We start from the raw sequence: 18,814 nt of genomic DNA, 5'->3' as shown, positions 1-18,814 counted from the left end.
CTCACCCGCCAAAACTCCCCAGTCGTGTTGGCTGCGTATAATTGCGGTCGACATAGAGCAGGGCCGAGCCGCCGCTGCCGTGCCTGACATCGATGACGCGGCCGATCATCACATTGTGCGTACCGACGATGTGCACGTCCTCGATCTCGCAATCGAAATTGACGATCGCGTCCGACAGTGCCGGCGTGCCAGAGGTCAGCGTCTGCCAGCGCGCCGCCGAATAGCGGGCTTCCATGTCCCTTGTCGCGCCGGCGAACTTTCCCGCCAGGTGCATATGGTCATGGGTCAGCACGTTGACGCAGAAACGCCGGTTGGCGAGGAACATGGCGGCCTGCGTCGAACGGCCGTTCATGCACACCAGGAGCGTCGGCGGTTCGTCGGAAACGCTGCACATGGCGGTGGCGGTGAAGCCACCGCGCCCCGCCGGTCCATCCGTCGTGACGATGTTGACCGGCGCGCAGACCCTTGCCATGGCGTCTCGGAAATCGGCTTTCGAAATCTGCGTGGCCATCTGAGTTTACCCAGCCGGTGAAGCAAGCGGATTGAGCCAGGTGTCGCCTGTCCAGCCATTCTCGTCATAGTCGGCCATGCAGGTGTCGACGAGTTCCTCCATCGCCTTCAGCCGGCCGCCGCGTTCAGCACCCTTCAGCACCTGCAGCCGCACCTCTTCCGGCGCGCCGGCATAGTTGAGTTCGTAGAGCGCGTGGCGGCCGCCGAACTCGGTGCCGGTCGCGTCCCACAACAGCTTCATGATCTTGATGCGCTCGATATGGCCCATATCGTTGGAGCCGCGCACATATTGCGCCAGGTACTTGTTGATCTCCGGATTGTTGAAGTCGCGGACCGACGACGGCAGGTAGATCAGGCCGGACGCAATCACCCGGCGCACCGTGTCGATGACGCGCGGATAGGCCTCCGACATGAAGGTGCGGTAGGCCAATGCTGCTTCCAGGTTAGGCAACACCGCGCCATTCGCCCATGGGATCGGGTTGTAGGCCATGGCGTTGGAAAAGCTCCAGAACATGTGCCTGAGTGCAATGACCTCGCCAAGTGCCGCCTGGTTGCCACGGAAGGCATCGCCGCCGGTGGCGCGCAGTGCCTTGGCCAGCAGGCCGGCGAGGAAGTCGAGCTTGACGGCAAAGCGCGTGCAGCCCTGGAAACAATAGCCGTGCATGAAACCCGACGCCGGATGGAAGGACAGGATTTTCTGCGCGTCGCGTAGCACCAGCACGTCCTCCCAGGGGATGAAGACATTGTCGAGCACCAGGATCGCGTCGTTCTCGTCGAAGCGTGACGACAAGGGGTAATCGAAAGGTGCCGCCACCGTGTTGGCCGTCTGCTCGTAGGAGACGCGGCAGAACATCTTTATCCCCGGCGCGTTCATCGGCACGATGAACATCACCGACAACGACGGATCCTCGGTGACCGTCGCCGAGCTCTGCGCCAGGAAATTGTAGTGGGTCAGCGCCGAGGACGTCGCCACCACCTTGGCGCCGGAGACATAGATGCCGGCATCCGTCTCCTTGGTGATGTGGACGAAGACGTCCTTCACCTGCTCGGCCGGCTTGTGGCGGTCGATCGGCGGGTTGACGATGGCGTGGTTCATGAACAGCACCGCTTCCTGGGCTCTGCTGTGCCAGGCAAGCGCATTGTCTTTGAACGGCCCGTACCAGTCGGCATTGGCGCCAAGCGTGTTCATCAGCGCCGCCTTGTAGTCTGGCGTGCGCCCCATCCAGCCATACGACATGCGCGACCACTCGGCGATTGCTGTCTGCTGGGCCGCGAGTTCGCCGGAGGATTTGGCGACGCGGAAATATTTGTGGGTGTAGCCGCCCGAGCCGGTGTCGGTGGCCGAGGTCAGCACCTCCCGCCGTTTCGGATCATGAAGCGCATCGTAAAGCCGCGCCAGCGACCGCGCCGAATTGCGCATCGCCGGGTGCGTGGTGACGTCGGCGATGCGTTCGCCGTTGATATAAACCTCGCGGCCGTCGCGCAGGCTCTCCAGATATTCAGCGCCGGTGAACGGGCGCGCTTTGTCGGCACGATAATCTTCTGACCGCATGATGTTCCTCCGCTGATAACGCCGATCCTAGCGCTCGGGCGGCGGATCGGTTATGGACGGAACGGCAAAACCGATTGGACTTTTTCCGGTTCCATGAGTCAGAGTTCCATTCCCGACTTCTTCGTCTATGGCGAGCCGGTTCGCCCGCTCGATGTCGGCTTCCTGCATGTCGAGACAGTGTTGGCACGAGGCAGCATTCATCATGGTCAGGTTGCCGCGCACAAGCATCCCCAGATGGGTCAGATCACCTACTGGACCAGTGGCTCCGGCACCTATCGTATCGAGGACAGATCCTGGGACTTTTCGGCGCCAGCCGTCAGCTTCGTGCCAAGCACGATCGTGCATGGCTTCTCGATTGGCCCTGGCACCGACGCCATCGTCGTCTCGGTCGCCGACGGTGCGCTCGCGGCGATTGCCGGTCATAGCGTGCTACCGCTGGACAGGCCGGTCTTCGCGGACGGCCTGCCGCATCACGCCGCCTGGCAAAGGCTGGCGGCGGTGCTGGAGATGATCGCCGCCGAATACGCCGAGGCGCAGGCCGGCAACGACAAGGTCCTGCCGTCGCTGATCGCCGTCGCGCTCTCCCACATCGCGCGCCTCGCACCGGCGCCCATTGCCGCCGCACCGTCTTCCGATGCGTCGCTGGCCATGGGCTTGCGCCGGCTCGTCGACGCGCATTTCCGCGACAACTGGCCTGTCGATCGCTATGTCGAGACGTTGGCCACGACGCCGCATCTTCTCGACAAGGCCAGCCGCGCGGTGCTGGGCAGCGGCGTCAAGCGGGTCGTCGGCGAGCGACGGCTGCTGGAAGCCAAGCGGCTGCTGCTGTTCACCGTGCGCACGGTTGAGGACATCACCTACGAGATCGGCTTCGATGATCCGGCCTATTTTTCCAGGTTCTTTCGTGAGCGGGTCGGCGAAGCACCCGCCTCCTGGCGTAGGAAACAGCTGCAGCAGGGTTAAAGTGGGGACTCACTTTCCCGCTTGACTGACCAGCCGGACCGAATACGCTAAGGCAAAATACCGGCTCTGATCGCCGGGCGGCAAATATGCCTCGTATGCCTCGCCCTTGCGGCGCTGGCTGCGGGGCATTGTCATTTCTGGGGTTCTGCTTGAAACGGCGCATCGAGATCGGCATCCTCTATTCCCGCTCGGGGAGCTATCAGCTCGTCTCCGATGCGTGCCGCGTGGGCGCCATGCGCGCCATCGCCGACATCAATGCCGATCGGAGCTACGGCATCGAACTGGTGCCGGTCGAACGCGATCCGCAGAGCAATGCCGATCGCTACGCGACGCTCTGCGAGGACATCTTCAAGACCAGTAGCGCGCGCCATGTCGTCGGCTGCGTCACCTCCTGGAGCCGCAAGGAGACAATCCCCGTGCTGGAGAAGGCCGGGGGCATGCTCTGGTATGCCTGCCCCTATGAGGGGTTCGAGGCCAACGAGCATGTCGTCTACATGCACGCTTGCCCCAACCAGCACCTGGTGCCGCTGATGGCGCATGTCGTGCCGCGTTTCGGCGCCAACGGCTTCCTGCTCGGCTCGAACTATATCTGGGGCTGGGAAATGAACCGCGTCGCGCGTGACCTGATCGCCGACGGCGGCGGCAAGGTGCTGGGCGAGCGCTATCTGCGCATCGGCGAGACCGATGTGTCGCGTCTGATCGCCGAAATCCGCGCCACACGGCCGAACTTCATCCTCAACAATCTGATCGGCACCTCGTCCTACGCCTTTCTGGCCGCCTATCAGGACCTGGGCAACGAGGATCCGGCCTTCCGTCCGGAAACCTGCCCTGTCATCTCCTGCAACCTCACAGAGGGTGAACTGCCGGCGATTGGTGAAACCGGGAAGGGCCATTTGTCGGTTGGGCCTTATTTCGCGCCGCGGCCGGCGGCCTTCGCCTCATCCTTCGAGGCCTCCGCCTATGCCTCGGTGCAGGTGATGGCCGATGTGCTGTCGCGCGATGCCGAAGCTGGTCCGGCGGCGTTTTCGAAAGCGTTCGCCGAGCGGCGCTTTTCGACCCGGCTCGGGCCGATCGCCATCGACGCCCACTCTCAACACGCGACACTGCCGGTCATCATCGGCCGGATCGCCGACGGCTTTTTCGAAGTCGTCAGCCGCGAGGATGAGGTCGCACCGGACCCCTATCTGTCGCGCTACGACCCCGCCAGGACATTCGGCCGTCCGCGCCTGAGGGTGGTGTCGTGACCAGGACCTCGCGTATCCCCAATCTTGGTGGCGCCAGGGCCTTTATCCTGCATCGCCCGCATCCGACGGTGCAGGCCATCACACGACAATTGTCGGCCATCGGCCTGATCGCGCAGGACTGCTGGCCGGAACTGCCACCCGAGGTGCTGGCGGCTGATTTCGTCTTTTTCGACGCCGATCTCGGCTTCGACGAGCAATTTCCGTGGAAGCCGGGCGAAGCGCCGATGCCGCTGGTGGCGCTGATCGGCTCCGAGGCACCCGGCCGCATTGAATGGTCATTGTCGCACAATGCCGACGCGCAACTGTTGAAGCCGGTTGGCAATGCCGGCGTCTACAGCGCACTGCTGATCGCCCGCCAAAGTTTCGAGGCACGAAGACACTTAGCCGGCGAAATTGCCGCGCTGCGCCAGCGCGTCGCCGAACGCCAGACCATCGTGCGCGCGGTGGCGGCACTGTCGAAAGGGTCGGATGACGAGCGCGCCTACGCGCAGCTGCGCTCGCTGGCGATGAGCTGGCAGATCAGCGTCGAGGATGCCGCGCGGCGGATTGTGGCCATGACAAGTGAAGAAGCAACGGGTGAGGAAGGCGGCGATGACCAGTCCCATCGCGCCTGATCTCATCGAGCCTGCGCGCATGCCGGCCAAGCCGCGCGCCGGCGTCTGGCGGCGGCTGGTCAAACGCCGTCTGGCGCTGCTCGGCCTGGTGATTGTCGCCATCGTCGTCGCCGGCGCCGTGCTGGCGCCATGGCTGACCGGCTATGATCCCAACGAGCAGATGTTCGACGGCCTGACCATCGAGGGCTCGCCCTTGCCGCCGAATGCCAAATTCTGGCTCGGCACCGACCTGCTCGGCCGCGACCTGTTGACCCGCATCCTCTATGGCGCCCGCACCTCGCTGATCATCGGTATCGTCGCCAATGGCGTGGCGCTGTTCATCGGCACGCTGGTCGGGGTCACCGCGGGTTATTTCCGCGGCTGGATCGGCAGCGCGCTGATGCGCTTCACCGATTTGATGATGGCTTTCCCGGCGCTGCTGCTCGCCATCTGCCTGGCGGCGGTTTTCCAGCCTAGCCTGTGGATCGTCGCCATGGTCATCGCTCTGGTCAACTGGGTGCAAACCGCGCGCGTCATTTACACCGAGACGTCCTCGCTGGCCGAGCGCGAGTTCATTGACGCCGAACGCACCATCGGGGCGAGTGCACCGCGCATCCTGTTTCGCCACATCCTGCCGCATCTCCTTCCGACCATCATCGTCTGGGGCACGCTCGGCATTTCGACCACGGTGCTGCTTGAGGCGACGCTCTCCTTCCTCGGCATCGGCGTGCAGCCGCCGACCGCCTCCTGGGGCAACATCATCTTCGAGAACCAGACCTATTTTCAGGCAGCACCCTGGCTGGTGTTCTTCCCAGGTGCCGCGATCCTGGCATTGGCGCTGGCCTTCAACCTGATCGGCGATGCGCTGCGCGACATCCTCGATCCGACGCAAAGGGGCCGGGCATGATCGCCTATCTCGGCCGCCGCCTCATCCAGTCGCTGCTCATCCTGCTCGGCGTATCGCTGATCACGTTTGCGCTGCTTTATCTCCTGCCCGCCGATCCGGTGCGCCAGATCGCCGGCCGCAGCGCCACGCCGCAGACGGTCGAGAACATCCGCCAGCAACTCGGCCTCGACCAGCCCTTTATCGTCCAGTACTGGCGCTACCTGACGAAGCTCATCAGCGGTGATCTCGGCCGCTCCTATATCCAGCGATCCGAAGTCACCGAGCTCATCGTCTCGCGACTGCCGGCCAGCCTGCTTTTGATGGTCGGCGCCATCCTCTGCGAACTGCTGATCGGGCTCTCGATGGGCCTGATCGCCGCCGTCAAGCGCGGTACCGCCATCGACCAGACGCTGATGGTCGCGTCCTTCGTCGGCGTTTCGGCGCCGCAATTCGTCGTCGGCCTGTTGCTGCTCTATGTCTTTGCCGTGCGGCTGAGCTGGTTTCCGATCGGCGGCTATGGCACCTGGCGACATCTGGTGCTGCCCTCGCTGACCATGGGAATCCTCGGCGCCGGCTGGTACGCCCGCATGATGCGCTCGTCGATGATCGACGTGCTGCGCCAGGACTATGTCCGCACCGCCCGGGCCAAGGGCCTGGCACGCGGTACCATCATCTTCCGCCACGCATTGCCCAACGCCATCCTGCCCGTCATCGCCATGATCGGCATCGACATCGGCATCTTCATGGGCGGCATCGTCGTCGTCGAAAGCGTGTTCGGCTGGCCCGGCATCGGGCAACTCGCCTGGCAAGCCATTCAGCGCGTCGACATTCCGATCATCATGGGCGTCACGCTGGTCTCAGCCTTCGCCATCGTGCTCGGCAACCTGCTCGCCGACATCATCGCACCGTTCATTGATCCACGAATCAAGCTCAGATGAAACCAAGAAAACAAACAGAGAAAGGGAACATAACAATGAAAAAGTTTCTCGCATCGACCGTCGCGGCGTCAGCGCTGGCGCTGATGCTTGGCATGGCAAGCGCCCGCGCCGAAGACACCATCGATCCCAACGCCAAGCAGGGCGGGGAGATCATCGCCACCTACAAGGATGACGTCACCACGCTCGACCCCGCCATCGGCTATGACTGGCAGAACTGGTCGATGATCAAGAGCCTGTTCGACGGGTTGATGGATTACGAACCGGGCACGACCAAGCTGAAGCCAGACCTTGCCGAGAGCTACGAGATTTCGCCGGACGGCAAGACCTTCACCTTCAAGCTGCGCCACGGCGTGAAATTCCACAATGGCCGCGAGATGACGGCCGACGACGTGAAATATTCGCTCGACCGCGTCACCAACCCGAAGACCCAAAGCCCGGGCGCTGGCTTCTTCGGCTCGATCAAGGGTTATGACGATGTCGCGGCCGGCAAGGCGGACAGCCTCGCGGGTGTCACTGTCGTCGACCCCTATACCGTCAAGTTCGAGTTAAGCCGCCCCGACGCCACCTTCCTCCATGTCATGGCCATCAATTTCTCGCATGTCGTGCCGAAGGAAGAGGTGGAGAAATACGGCGCCGATTTCGGCAAGCATCCGGTCGGCACCGGTGCCTTCAAGCTGGCCGAATGGACGCTTGGCCAGCGCATCGTGTTCGTGCGCAATCCGGACTATTGGCACAAGGGCCTGCCGCATCTCGACAAGATCACTTTCGAGGTCGGCCAGGAGCCGATCGTAGCCCTGCTGCGCCTGCAGAAGGGCGAGATCGACCTGCCCCTCGACGGCATTCCGCCAGCAAAATTCCAGGAGGTGATGTCCGACCCCGAACAAAAGGCGCGCGTCGTAGAAGGCGGCCAGTTGCACACCGGCTACATCACCATGAACACCACCATGGCGCCCTTCGACAATGTGAAGGTGCGCCAGGCCGTCAACATGGCAATCAACAAGGCGCGCATCATCCAGATCATCAATGGCCGTGCCGTTCCCGCCAACCAGCCGCTGCCGCCGTCAATGCCAGCCTACGACAAGGCCTTCACGGGCTATCCCTATGACGTTGCCAAGGCCAAGGCGCTGCTTGCCGAGGCCGGCCACCCCGATGGCTTCGACACCCAGCTGTTTGCCATGAACACCGATCCCAACCCGCGCATCGCCCAGGCCATCCAGCAGGACCTGGCTGCCATCGGCATCAAGGCCAGCATCCAGGCACTGGCCCAGGCCAACGTCATCGCCGCCGGTGGCGACAAGGCAGGCGCACCGATGATCTGGTCCGGCGGCATGGGCTGGATCGCGGATTTCCCCGATCCCTCGAACTTCTACGGTCCGATCCTTGGCTGCGCCGGTGCCGTTCCCGGCGGCTGGAACTGGTCGTGGTATTGCAACAAGGATCTCGATGCCAAGGCCGCCGAAGCCGACTCGATCGTTGATCCGGCGAAGTCCGATGAGCGCTATAAAATGTGGAGCGACATCTATGCCAAGATCATGGCGGACGCGCCCTGGGCGCCGGTCTTCAACGAGCAGCGCTTCACCATGAAATCCGCGCGCATGGGCGGCGCCGACAATCTCTATGTCGACCCGGTCCACGTTCCGATCAACTATGACAATGTGTACGTAAAAGATGTGCAATAGCTGCGACTACACCATCCACGGACGTCACCACCATTTCGGCTGGGACAATTCGTTTGTCCCGGCCGAGCGCGTGGCGCCCGGCTCGACCATCGAATTCCAGTGCCTGGATTCCTCCGGCGGCCAATTGAAGGCCGACAGCACGGTCGCCGATATCGCCAAGCTGGACTTCGGCCAGATCAATCCGGTGACCGGGCCGATCTTCGTAGAGGGTGCGGAGCCCGGCGATGCGCTCAAGGTGACGATCGAGCTGTTCAAACCGTCCGGCTTCGGCTGGACGGCGAACATTCCGGGTTTCGGCCTGCTTGCCGATGACTTCAAGCAGCCGGCGCTGAACATCTGGAAATACGACGCCGCCTCGCTCGAGCCGGCGCTGTTCGGCAAGAATGCCCGTGTGCCGCTGAAACCCTTTGCCGGCACCATCGGCAACGCGCCGGCTGAGATGGGTCATCATTCGGTGGTGCCGCCGAGACGCGTCGGCGGCAATCTCGACATCCGCGATCTCGCCGCTGGCACCACGCTGTACCTGCCGGTGGAAGTGGCGGGCGCGCTATTTTCGGTCGGTGATACCCATGCCGCGCAAGGCGACGGAGAGGTCTGCGGGACGGCGATCGAAAGCCCAATGGACGTCGTGCTCAAGCTCGATCTGGTCAAGGACGCCAGGCTGAAGACGCCACGCTTCACCACCTCCGGCCCGGTGACACGTCACCTAGACGCCAAGGGCTATGAGGTGACGACCGGTGTCGGTCCGGACCTGATGGCCGGCGCCAAAGAAGCAGTTGCGCAGATGGTCGATCTGCTCGCCGGCCGCTACAAGATTGACCCGGTCGAGGCCTATATGCTGGCCTCGGTCTGTGGCGATCTCCGCATCAGCGAGATCGTCGACATGCCGAACTGGGTGGTCTCGTTCTACTTCCCGCGCTGCGTGTTTGAATGAACGCAGGCGTGGCCAGGAAGCGGACCGGGGCGGCTGCCCCGGTCGCGGCGGGACCGGTGCTCGACATCGCCAACCTCTCCGTCAGCGTGCGCGGCGAGGAGGGCGAACGCGAGGTCGTCTCCAACCTGTCGCTGACGCTGGCGCGCGGCGAAACGCTCTGCATTGCCGGCGAATCCGGCTCCGGCAAATCGATGACAGCGCTGGCGATCATGCAACTCCTGCCGCAGCCTGCGGCCCGCATATTATCCGGTAAGATTCGTCTCGGCGATACCGACCTGGCGACGCTTGACGAGCGCCGGATGCGGCGCATTCGCGGCGACCGCATCGCCATGATCTTCCAGGAGCCGATGACCTCGCTCAACCCGGTGCTGTCGATCGGCCGGCAGCTGACCGAATCGATCGAGGCGCATACCAGCCTCTCGCAGGCCGAAGCCCGCCAGCGCGCCATCGAGGCGCTGAAGGCGGTACGCATTTCGGAAGCCGAAAGCCGGCTAAAGCAGTTTCCGCACGAACTGTCCGGCGGTATGCGCCAGCGGGTGATGATCGCCATGGCGCTGGCGCTCGAACCCGACGTGCTGATCGCCGACGAGCCGACGACGGCACTCGACGTCACCGTGCAGGGCGAGGTGCTGGAGCTCTTACGCGACCTGCAGCGCCAGCACGGCACCAGCGTCATCCTCATCACCCACGACATGGGCGTGGTCGCCGAAATGGCCGATCGCGTTATCATCATGCGGCACGGACGCATGGTCGAGGAGGGCAAGACATCAGACATTTTTGCCCGGCCGCAAGCCGACTACACGCGCGAACTGCTGGCCGCCGTGCCGCGCATCGGCAGCGGTGTCGGCCGCCAGCCATCCAGAGAGGTCGAGACGGCAACGCCGGCCAATGTCGCTGACGTCAAAGACCTGCAGGTCCGCTTCGATCTGCATGGTGGGTTCTTCGGCCGGGTCACCCGCCGCGTTCATGCCGTCGAGGGCGTCAGCTTCTCCATCGCACCCAACGAGACACTGGCGCTGGTTGGCGAATCCGGCTGCGGCAAGTCGACCACCGCCAAGGCATTGGCCGGGCTGGTGCCATACAGCGGCGACATCGTCATTGGCGGGCGCAATCTGGCAGGCCTCGGCCGCGACGAGCGCAAGGCCGTGCGCCGCGACGTGCAGATGATTTTTCAGGACCCCTTCGCCTCGCTCGACCCGCGCATGCGCGTCGGCGACCTCGTCGCCGAGCCGCTGGTGATCCACGGCATCGCCTCGAGGGAAGAGCGCGGCCAGCGTGTCGCGGCGCTGTTCGAGCGGGTTGGCCTGTCGGCCGACCAGATGGAGCTTTACCCGCACGAATTCTCCGGCGGCCAGCGCCAGCGCGTCTGCATCGCCCGCGCGCTCGCCTTGCGGCCAAAGCTGATCATCGCCGATGAAAGCGTCTCCGCGCTCGATGTCTCGGTGCAGGCGCGCGTGCTTGATTTGTTGAAGGAGTTGCAGCGTGAATTCGGCGTCGCCTATCTCTTCATCTCGCATGACATGGCGGTGGTCGAAAACATCTCCGACCGCGTCGCCGTCATGTATCTCGGCCAGATCGTCGAGATGGGCACCCGCGACCAGGTTTTTTCCAACCCGCGCCATCCCTACACCAGGCGCCTGATTGAAGCCGTGCCGGTGCCCGATCCGGCGCAGCGAAGAAGCCGCTTCGCCCGCCTCGACCAGGAGATCCCGAGCGCCACCCGAAAGATCGGCGAGGCGCCGCTGAAGCTGGCATTGCAGGATGTCGGCAACGGCCATCTCGTCGCTGCCGGCAACTGAATCAGCTGCAGCCGCATCGGATCGCTTCGCCAGCTCACGCAGCCGAGGAACTGCTCTGTGGGGTTCTCGCGGGGAACTTGCCCAGGTTGCTGAGCGAATAGAAGCTTTCCATCTCTTCGGCCGGGCGCCCCGGGAAGAGCTGGTTCCAGAGCTGTACGACATGTTCGGCCATTTTCAACCTGATGGCCAAATCCGTCCCGTATGTATGCAGCACATGCTGGTGGATCATCTGCCGCGTGCGCGGCATCTTCGCGACACTGACCGTCGACGAAAACCTGGTCCTGCCGCCGGTCGTCGCCGAGGGCGGCATGAGCGTCGCGGAGATATTCGATCTCTTCCCCAATCTGAAGGAGCGACGCAACAGTCCCGGCACCAGGCTGTCGGGCGGCGAACAGCAGATTCTGGCGATCGCGCGCATGCTGCGGACCGGCGTGAAGATGCTGCTTCTCTACGAGCCAACCGAGGGGCTGGCTCCCGTCATCGTGCAGCGCATCGGTGAGTTGCTGGTGACGCTGAAAAAGCGCGGCCTGACGATCCTTCTGGTCGAGCAGAATTTCCGCTTCGCCAGCCGTGTCGCCGATCGTTTCTGCCTGATGGAGAACGGCAAGGTCGTCGCCGGATTTCCGACCGGCGAACTGGCTGACCGCATGACGCATCTCCACGACGTTCTGGGTGTATGAGGGCGCCATGACGATGATCTTCGGAATCCCCGTCCAGGCACTGCTCGGCCAGTTGCTGGTCGGACTGATCAATGGCTCGTTCTATGCCATGCTGAGCCTGGGTCTGGCCGTCATATTCGGCCTGCTGCGCGTCATCAATTTCGCCCATGGCGCCCAGTATATGCTCGGCGCCTTCACAGGCTATCTCCTGGTCACCTATCTCGGCATCGGCTATTGGCCCGCTCTGATCCTTGCGCCGCTGATCGTCGGCCTCTTCGGCATGGTGGTCGAGCGCCTGGCATTGTCGCGGCTTTACGATACCGATCCGCTCTACGGCCTGCTCTTCACCTTCGGCCTCGCGCTCGTGCTCGAAGGCATATTCCGCTACTGTTACGGCGTGTCGGGAAATCCCTACGCCGTGCCGTCGCTGCTTTCGGGCGGCACCAATCTGGGCTTCATGTTCCTGCCCAATTATCGCGGCTGGGTTGTCATAGCCTCGCTGATCGTCTGCTTCGGAACCTGGGTGCTGATCGAGAAGACCAGGCTCGGTTCCTATCTGCGCGCGGCAACCGAGAACCCCCGTCTTGTCTAGGCCTTCGGCGTCAACGTGCCGTTGCTGCTGACCCTGACCTACGGCCTCGGCTCCGCCCTTGCCGGGCTTGCCGGAATTCTGGCAGCCCCGATCTATCAGGTGAGCCCGCTGATGGGATCGGATCTCATCATCGTCGTCTTCGCTGTGGTGGTGATCGGCGGTATGGGGTCGATCCTTGGCGCGATCGTCACCGGCTACGCGCTTGGCCTCGCCGAGGGCCTGACCAAGGTCTTCTACCCCGAGGCTTCCAACCTCGTGGTCTTCGTCATCATGGCGATGGTACTTCTGGTCCGGCCGGCCGGCCTGTTTGGAAGGGACATCTGACATGTCGGAACTGTCGCTTCGCGAGACGTCAGCCAGAACCCAGGGCTGGCTTGAATGGACGCTGGTCGGGCTCGGCATAGCGGCGCTGCTGGTGGCGCCTTTCCTGGTCTATCCGATCTTCCTGATGAAGATGCTTTGCTTCGCGCTGTTCGCCTGCGCGTTCAATCTCCTGCTCGGCTATACCGGCCTGCTGTCTTTCGGCCACGCCACCTTCTTTGGCGGCGCCGCCTACTTCACCGCGCATGACGTCAAGGTGTGGGGCTGGCTGCCGGAAGCCGGTATCCTGCTCGGCATGACGGGCGCGGCCCTGCTCGGCCTTGTCATGGGCTTTTTCGCCATTCGCCGGCAAGGCATCTATTTCGCCATGATCACCTTGGCGCTGTCTCAGATGTTCTTCTTCTTCTGCGTGCAGGCGCCCTTCACGCAAGGCGAGGACGGCATCCAGGGCGTGCCACGCGGCATGCTGCTTGGGGTTCTGGATCTGAACGTCTCGCTGAACATGTATTATTTCGTGCTGGCGGTGGTCCTGATCGGCGTCTTCGCCATCTGGCGCATCGTCAATTCGCCCTTCGGCATGATCCTGCGCTCGATCCGCGAAAACGAGAATCGCGCCATTTCGCTGGGCTATTCCGTCGCCAACTACAAGCTCGGCGCCTTTGTCATGTCGGCGGCGCTGGCCGGGCTGGCCGGCTCCCTCAAGGCGATCGTTTTCCAGTTCGCCACGCTGACCGACGTCACCTGGCAGATGTCGGGCGAGGTGATCCTGATGACGCTGCTCGGCGGCATCGGCACGATGGTCGGGCCGATCATCGGCGCCAGCCTCGTCGTCGGCCTGGAAAACACGCTTGCCACTTCGGGTTTCCCGGTGACCATCGCCACCGGGCTGATCTTCATGGTGTGCGTGCTGATCTTCCGGCGCGGCATTGTCGGCGAACTCTATGCGCGGCTTCTCAAGCGGCAGGGAAAGGACTGATCAGTGCCAGATCGACTGCGCGCGATTGAGGTGACCGCCAGGGAAACGAGGCGGCGGTCTCCGTGGGGATGGACGGGTTCACTCATGCGCAATATGGATAGTGATGAGGGCTGCTGTGGCGCTCGGGGGATTTGATCAATGACCGACAACAAGCCAGACGTTACCAAGGATTGGCAAGCGACGCAGGGCCAGAAGTCTTCCGCCACGCGACTTCGCCTTTTCGCCGCACTCTCGTGGATCGTCGCCATTGGTGGTGAGATCTACGGGATTATCCTGCTTCGCCAGAACAAGTTCGACCAGGGACACCTGCCGCTGATCATCGGCCTTCTGGTTGGCATCGCGATTTTCGCAATCGCCGGCAACTTGCTGTGGAAGGCGGCCAACAGGCATGATCCGGCCCGTGCATCCGACACGGCCAGTTTCTTCTTCCAAAACCAGCTTGGCGCCATCATCACGCTGATTGCCTTCCTCCCGCTGGTTTTCCTGATCCTCTCCGACAAGAACATGGATCCGCAGACCAAGAAGATTGCCGGCGGCCTCGGTGCTGTACTGGCCGTGGTCGCCGCGATAACGGGGGTCAGTCTCAAACCCCCGTCGGTCGAACAGTACACCCAGGACATGAACGCATGCGCTGCCCAGATCAAGTCGGGCCAGCCCACCACCGCCTGTTCGCCCGACGTCGCCGCGCAGGCGCAGGCGATCGCGACGGACTCGGCCGCGGTGACAGCGGCGACGCAGGACGCGAGCCACCCCGCCGGTCAGGATGTCGTCTACTGGATCGCACCCGAAAACGGAGCCAAGAAGTCCTCGGAGCCGCATGTCTTCCACCTCTGCGCTGGCGTCAGTCCGCTGAAGGACAAGACCGTGAACAGCGGCTCTGTGACCGAGGCCTACGCACAGAACGCCATCCGCATCACCAAGCAGATCGATATGGAACAGAAGCAGTGCGGGTTTACCGCCAAAGCCAGCACCAACTGAAACGCCCGCGATCGTCGGCGCCTGCAGCATCATGGTGCCGGCTAGCGCCCGGGGTGCCTTTGTAGGCATGTAGTCCGTCCGCCTCTGGCGGGCGGGCACAAGAACGCGGTGTGACTGCCCAGAATCGAGTGATTGCACTGTAAGCTGCTGAAATCCTTAACGCGATTTTCACTTCGCTAGCCTAGCCACTTGGCACTATGAGGCATTCCAAGCAGCCTGTTCCAGGGTCCGCCCCTCAGGGGCAGGGTGAATCCGTGGACGCCGGGATTCTCCGGGATCAGTTGGCTGATCTGCGGACCGGGATCTTCATTTCGATGCCTATCGGCACGATCCTCTCGGCCCTGATCTTGGCCGTGCAGATGCTTTCGGGCGGCGGGTTTGCGGCGGTGCTGTGGTTTGCCGCGGTCGGCACGATAAATTGCGCACGCATAGCACTTGCTCTCTCCCAATCAGGCACGGCCGAGAGCAGGCTGAGGCCGGCGGGTGCACGGCTTTCTTCCTATGGGATGCTGGCCCTGGCGTCGGGCATCGCCTGGTCTTTTCTGGCAGTGCTGACCGATGGATACACCACGCCCCAGGCGCCGATCTATCTGATCGTTCTCGCCGGCGCGTCGGCCGGTTCGGTCACCTACGGAACCTCATACGCGCCGTCCTCGATCAACTTCATGACACTGCCGCTCTTGATCACCATCGGATGCCTCTCAGCAAAAGGCGGTATCGAAAATTATATTCTGGCTTTCACGGTCCTGCTCTTTCTCGCTGGAATGATCCGCAGCGCGCTTCTCGGACAGGCCCGCTTCCGCGAGGCAAGCCGCCTCAAATACGAGGCGAAGGAATTCGCCACCGAGATGGAACGAAACTCCAGGCGGGATCCGCTGACGAATTTGCTCAACCGCTACGGGCTTGAGCAGGCTATCCGCCAGCTCGGACTTACCGGCGGTCCGTTCGTGGCCATGCTGATCGACCTGGACGGCTTCAAATCCGTCAACGACACCTATGGACACAATATCGGCGATGACCTGCTGGTCAGGGTTGCGCGCAGAATAGAAAACCATGCGCCGCCAGGGGCAACCATTTCGCGCATCGGCGGTGACGAGTTCGTGCTGCTCTTTCCAGCCAGCAGATCCGTGCCGTCGATCAACGAACTTGCATCCTCGATCATCGCGGCCATCGCGAACCCGGATCCGGCGTTGAATTCGGTGCGCGTCGGCGCTTCGATCGGTATCTATGCAGCAGAGCGACCACAATTGACGGAGATGCTGCTGCGGACGGACTTCGCGCTTTATGCGGCCAAGCGCAGCGGCAGGAACCAATACTGTCTCTTCAATGCCGAACTAGACCGCGGCCTCGAACGCAAGCACTGCATTGAGCGCGATCTGCGCGGAGCCATCGAAACAGGCACTCTTTGCTCATGGTTCCAGTCGATGGTGCGCCTGGATACGGATGCAATCGTCGGCTTCGAGGCGCTGCTGCGGTGGCAACATCCGGCTCATGGACCCATTTCGCCGCCTGAGATCGTCACCGCGGCGCGTGAAACCGGGCTGCTTTCCCTGTTGACGGAAACGGTGTTTCTCAACTGCTGCGCCATGATTGAAGAGCTGGTGAGAAACGGGCGCCAGCATGTTCGGGTCGCCATGAATCTGTCGCCACGCGAGCTCGAGGCAGGCAATGTCGATGAAATGATACTGGACAGCCTCAAGACGAGGAATGTTCCCGTGGCGATGCTCGAGATAGAGATCACGGAAGAGGCGCCCATGGATCGCGACAGGGTTGACGAAAAGCTGGAACGCCTGGCGGATGCGGGCCTATCGATTGTGCTGGATGATTTCGGCACTGGCTTTTCGACGCTGGTTTCGCTGAAGGACAGCCGAATCCGCAAGATCAAGATCGACAAGGACTTCGTTCGCGATCTCGCCAGCTCCGTGGAGGATCAGGCCCTGGTCAAGGCAGTTATCGATCTCGGGCGAACGCTGGGAATGGAGGTGGTCGCCGAGGGTGTCGAAACCGACGCCGATCGCCTGATCCTGCGGTCGCTTGATTGCATGATCGCGCAGGGCTTTCTCTTCTCGACAGCCCTTCCCATGCAGGATGCGCTGGCCTTCGATGCAGGCCGCTTCGACAACTCTCTCGCGACCTTCCTCGATTCCGCAGCGGCCTTGCCTGGCAAATCCCAGACCGGTAGCGCCGCCTAAGCAACAGCCGCCCGCCGGTTCGTTGCTATGGCTTTTGGAACTTCAGGATGAAGCGATCGCTCTCGCCTATGGCCGCATATTTTGCGTGATCTTGCGCACCGAGCTTGAAGGTTGGCGGCAGCGTCCACACACCGCTCGGATAATCCTTTGTGTCTTTCGGATTGGCATTGACCTCGGAGCTGCCGACGAACTTGAAGCCAGCCGCCTGCGCAAAACCGATGGCAACGTCCTGGCGTACATAGCCGGACTTGGCGAGCGGATCCTGCGGCTCGTCCGGCTTGCCCCGGTGCTCCTCGATCCCAAGGATGCCGCCAGGCTTCAGCGCTTTATAGAAGGCGGCGAAAGCGTCCGCGGTGGTGCCCGCAGCCATCCAATTGTGGATGTTGCGAAAGGTCAGCACGAAATCCGCACTTCCCGGCGGTGCGATGGCATATTTGTCGGCTGCAAATTCAGTGACGGTGACCTTGTCATAGTCGGCTGGCTCGGCGGCAAGCTTGGCTGCCAGGGCGGCATTGTCCTTCTGGACTTCAGCGGAAGGCGAGGCCTTCTCGCCATTTGCCGCGATATAGTGGCCGTTCTGCTTCAGGTAGGGGGCCAGGATCTCGGTCCAATATCCACCCGCGCCGGGAAGGATTTCGACGACGGTGCTGTCAGGCTTCACGCCAAAGAATGTCAGCACTTCGCCGGGATGGCGATATTTGTCGCGCACGCTGTTGGGCTGTGAGCGCTGAGGTCCGCTGATCAGCTTATCGAGCGCTGGATCGACGCTTTCCGCAAATGCGGCTGAAGCGCAAAAGGCACCGATCGAAACGCCGAGGAGAACGACAAATTTCGAGGCAACGCGGCGATCTGGGAACATGAAATCATTCTCTTGTGCATTGGCGATCCACATCATGCCACTCCGTCGGCAGACTGGCGATGTCAGAAATGGCTCAAAGACCTCAAGAGAAGCACGACGTTTCCAATATCTCTGCCTTGCGTGGAACGCCTTACCTAGGGGCTTCAGCCCGTCGCCATCACCCGTAACACCCGCGCTCCACCGCCAGCCTGCGCACCAGCGCCAGCACGGCATCGATGGTCGGCGTCGGCTTGTCGGTTAGCCGGCCAAGTTCCTGCACCGCACTAACCAGCGCGTCGATCTCCATCGGCCGGCCGCGCTCAAGGTCCTGCAGCATCGAGGTCTTGTGCTCGCCGACATCGCCGGCGCCCTTGATGCGACGGTCGACCGTGATGGGAAAACGCACGCCGAGGCTTTCGCCGATCGCTTGCGCCTCCAGCATCATGCTGCGGGCAAGCGAGCGGGTGCCTTCGTCGGCGACGATCGCGGCCAGCGTCGAGCCCGTCAGCGCCGAGATCGGGTTGAAGGAGAGATTGCCCCAAAGCTTCACCCAGATTTCGCTGCGGATGTCCTCGCGCACCGGCGCCTGCAGGCCGGCCTTGACCATTTCCTCGGCCAGTCGCGTCACCCGTTCGCTGCGCGTGCCCGAGGGTTCGCCGAGCGAGAAGCGCTTGCCTTCGACATGGCGGATGAGGCCGGGCGCGTCGACCTCGACAGCGGGATAGACGACCGAGCCGATGACGCGCTGCGGCCCGATCCGCTGCCAGATGGCGCCGCCGGGATCGACCGCGTCCAGCCTGGTGCCTTCGAGCGGCTCGCCGGCGCCATGGAAATACCACCATGGCACGCCGTTCTGCATGGTGACGACGGATGTGTTGTCCCCGAGCAGCGGCGCGATCTGGTCCAGCGCCGGGGTCAGCGAATGGGCCTTCAGCGCCAGCACGACATAATTCTGTACGCCGAGCTCCCCGGCCTTCGCGGCGGCTCTTACCGGCGCCACCGATTCCTTGCCGTCCTCGATCAGGCGCAGGCCGTTGGCCTGGATCGCTTCGAGATGCGCGCCGCGCGCGACGATCGACAGATCGGTCCGGCCAGTCATGGCCAACTTGGCGGCGAGATAGCCGCCGATCGCGCCGGCGCCGAAAATGGCGATCTTCATC

Annotated in this window: 16 protein-coding genes and 2 pseudogenes; 13 read left to right on the top strand and 5 right to left on the bottom strand. The window is 62.9% G+C overall.

Annotated elements, in window-relative coordinates; genetic code table 11:
• Position 1: 1 nt before the first annotated feature.
• Positions 2 to 511 carry a flavin reductase gene (locus tag A3A9_RS0122390; protein WP_023667825.1) on the bottom strand — a complete coding sequence of 170 codons (510 nt, stop codon included), beginning with the start codon at positions 509 to 511 and terminating at the stop codon, positions 2 to 4.
• A gap of 6 nt (positions 512 to 517) precedes the next feature.
• Positions 518 to 2,062 carry a 4-hydroxyphenylacetate 3-hydroxylase N-terminal domain-containing protein gene (locus A3A9_RS0122385; RefSeq protein ID WP_027060774.1) on the bottom strand — a complete coding sequence of 515 codons (1,545 nt, stop codon included), beginning with the start codon at positions 2,060 to 2,062 and terminating at the stop codon, positions 518 to 520.
• Positions 2,063 to 2,155: 93 nt separating this feature from the next.
• On the opposite strand from A3A9_RS0122385, the gene A3A9_RS0122380 reads away from it, so the two are divergent.
• The 12 genes and pseudogenes from A3A9_RS0122380 (at position 2,156) to A3A9_RS0122320 (ending at position 14,624) form a co-directional block, all read left to right on the top strand.
• Complete coding sequence (locus A3A9_RS0122380; protein WP_027060773.1) at positions 2,156 to 3,025, top strand: helix-turn-helix domain-containing protein; 870 nt, start codon at positions 2,156 to 2,158, stop codon at positions 3,023 to 3,025.
• A 149-nt stretch (positions 3,026 to 3,174) separates the two neighbouring features.
• A complete protein-coding gene (locus A3A9_RS0122375) occupies positions 3,175 to 4,269 on the top strand; it encodes a transporter substrate-binding protein (RefSeq protein WP_027060772.1) in 1,095 nt (364 codons plus the stop codon).
• Complete coding sequence (locus A3A9_RS0122370; protein WP_027060771.1) at positions 4,266 to 4,883, top strand: ANTAR domain-containing response regulator; 618 nt, start codon at positions 4,266 to 4,268, stop codon at positions 4,881 to 4,883. Before A3A9_RS0122375 ends, A3A9_RS0122370 begins: the two co-directional genes overlap by 4 nt.
• The gene (locus A3A9_RS0122365) at positions 4,861 to 5,769 is read left to right on the top strand and encodes an ABC transporter permease (RefSeq protein WP_033838736.1); all 909 of its coding nucleotides are present in this window, start codon (positions 4,861 to 4,863) and stop codon (positions 5,767 to 5,769) included. The genes A3A9_RS0122370 and A3A9_RS0122365 overlap by 23 nt, the downstream gene beginning before the upstream one ends.
• A complete protein-coding gene (locus A3A9_RS0122360) occupies positions 5,766 to 6,686 on the top strand; it encodes an ABC transporter permease (RefSeq protein ID WP_027060769.1) in 921 nt (306 codons plus the stop codon). Before A3A9_RS0122365 ends, A3A9_RS0122360 begins: the two co-directional genes overlap by 4 nt.
• Positions 6,687 to 6,721: 35 nt before the next feature.
• Complete coding sequence (locus tag A3A9_RS0122355; RefSeq protein WP_027060768.1) at positions 6,722 to 8,365, top strand: ABC transporter substrate-binding protein; 1,644 nt, start codon at positions 6,722 to 6,724, stop codon at positions 8,363 to 8,365.
• Positions 8,355 to 9,299, top strand: coding sequence for an acetamidase/formamidase family protein (locus A3A9_RS0122350; protein ID WP_027060767.1), 945 nt, complete (start codon positions 8,355 to 8,357; stop codon positions 9,297 to 9,299). Before A3A9_RS0122355 ends, A3A9_RS0122350 begins: the two co-directional genes overlap by 11 nt.
• Complete coding sequence (locus A3A9_RS0122345; RefSeq protein WP_033838726.1) at positions 9,296 to 11,098, top strand: ABC transporter ATP-binding protein; 1,803 nt, start codon at positions 9,296 to 9,298, stop codon at positions 11,096 to 11,098. The genes A3A9_RS0122350 and A3A9_RS0122345 overlap by 4 nt, the downstream gene beginning before the upstream one ends.
• A gap of 239 nt (positions 11,099 to 11,337) precedes the next feature.
• Positions 11,338 to 11,778: pseudogene (locus A3A9_RS39240) on the top strand (ATP-binding cassette domain-containing protein); the annotation flags it as partial.
• 7 nt (positions 11,779 to 11,785) lie between these two features.
• Positions 11,786 to 12,673: pseudogene (locus tag A3A9_RS41260) on the top strand (branched-chain amino acid ABC transporter permease).
• Between the two features lies 1 nt (position 12,674).
• Positions 12,675 to 13,646, top strand: coding sequence for a branched-chain amino acid ABC transporter permease (locus A3A9_RS0122325; protein ID WP_027060764.1), 972 nt, complete (start codon positions 12,675 to 12,677; stop codon positions 13,644 to 13,646).
• 138 nt (positions 13,647 to 13,784) lie between these two features.
• Positions 13,785 to 14,624, top strand: a complete 840-nt coding sequence (locus A3A9_RS0122320; RefSeq protein WP_027060763.1) for a hypothetical protein — start codon at positions 13,785 to 13,787, stop codon at positions 14,622 to 14,624.
• A gap of 277 nt (positions 14,625 to 14,901) precedes the next feature.
• Here A3A9_RS0122320 and A3A9_RS45800 read toward each other — a convergent pair whose 3' ends face one another.
• Positions 14,902 to 15,054, bottom strand: coding sequence for a hypothetical protein (locus A3A9_RS45800; protein WP_245279099.1), 153 nt, complete (start codon positions 15,052 to 15,054; stop codon positions 14,902 to 14,904).
• Here A3A9_RS45800 and A3A9_RS39230 point away from each other — a divergent pair.
• Positions 14,984 to 16,816 carry a putative bifunctional diguanylate cyclase/phosphodiesterase gene (locus A3A9_RS39230; protein ID WP_343286139.1) on the top strand — a complete coding sequence of 611 codons (1,833 nt, stop codon included), beginning with the start codon at positions 14,984 to 14,986 and terminating at the stop codon, positions 16,814 to 16,816. The two genes, A3A9_RS45800 and A3A9_RS39230, sit on opposite strands and share 71 nt — an antisense overlap.
• A gap of 25 nt (positions 16,817 to 16,841) precedes the next feature.
• Here the strand turns inward: A3A9_RS39230 and A3A9_RS0122310 are convergent, their stop codons facing one another.
• Positions 16,842 to 17,708, bottom strand: a complete 867-nt coding sequence (locus tag A3A9_RS0122310; RefSeq protein WP_245279095.1) for a class I SAM-dependent methyltransferase — start codon at positions 17,706 to 17,708, stop codon at positions 16,842 to 16,844.
• A 124-nt stretch (positions 17,709 to 17,832) separates the two neighbouring features.
• Complete coding sequence (locus tag A3A9_RS0122305; RefSeq protein WP_027060761.1) at positions 17,833 to 18,813, bottom strand: 2-dehydropantoate 2-reductase; 981 nt, start codon at positions 18,811 to 18,813, stop codon at positions 17,833 to 17,835.
• Position 18,814: the final 1 nt, after the last annotated feature.

Origin of the sequence: Mesorhizobium loti CJ3sym (genome assembly GCF_000472785.1) — a bacterium.
Lineage (GTDB): Bacteria > Pseudomonadota > Alphaproteobacteria > Rhizobiales > Rhizobiaceae > Mesorhizobium > Mesorhizobium loti_E.
Note: the sequence above shows the minus strand (reverse complement) of the source record. Positions and strands in the feature narration are given on the sequence as shown.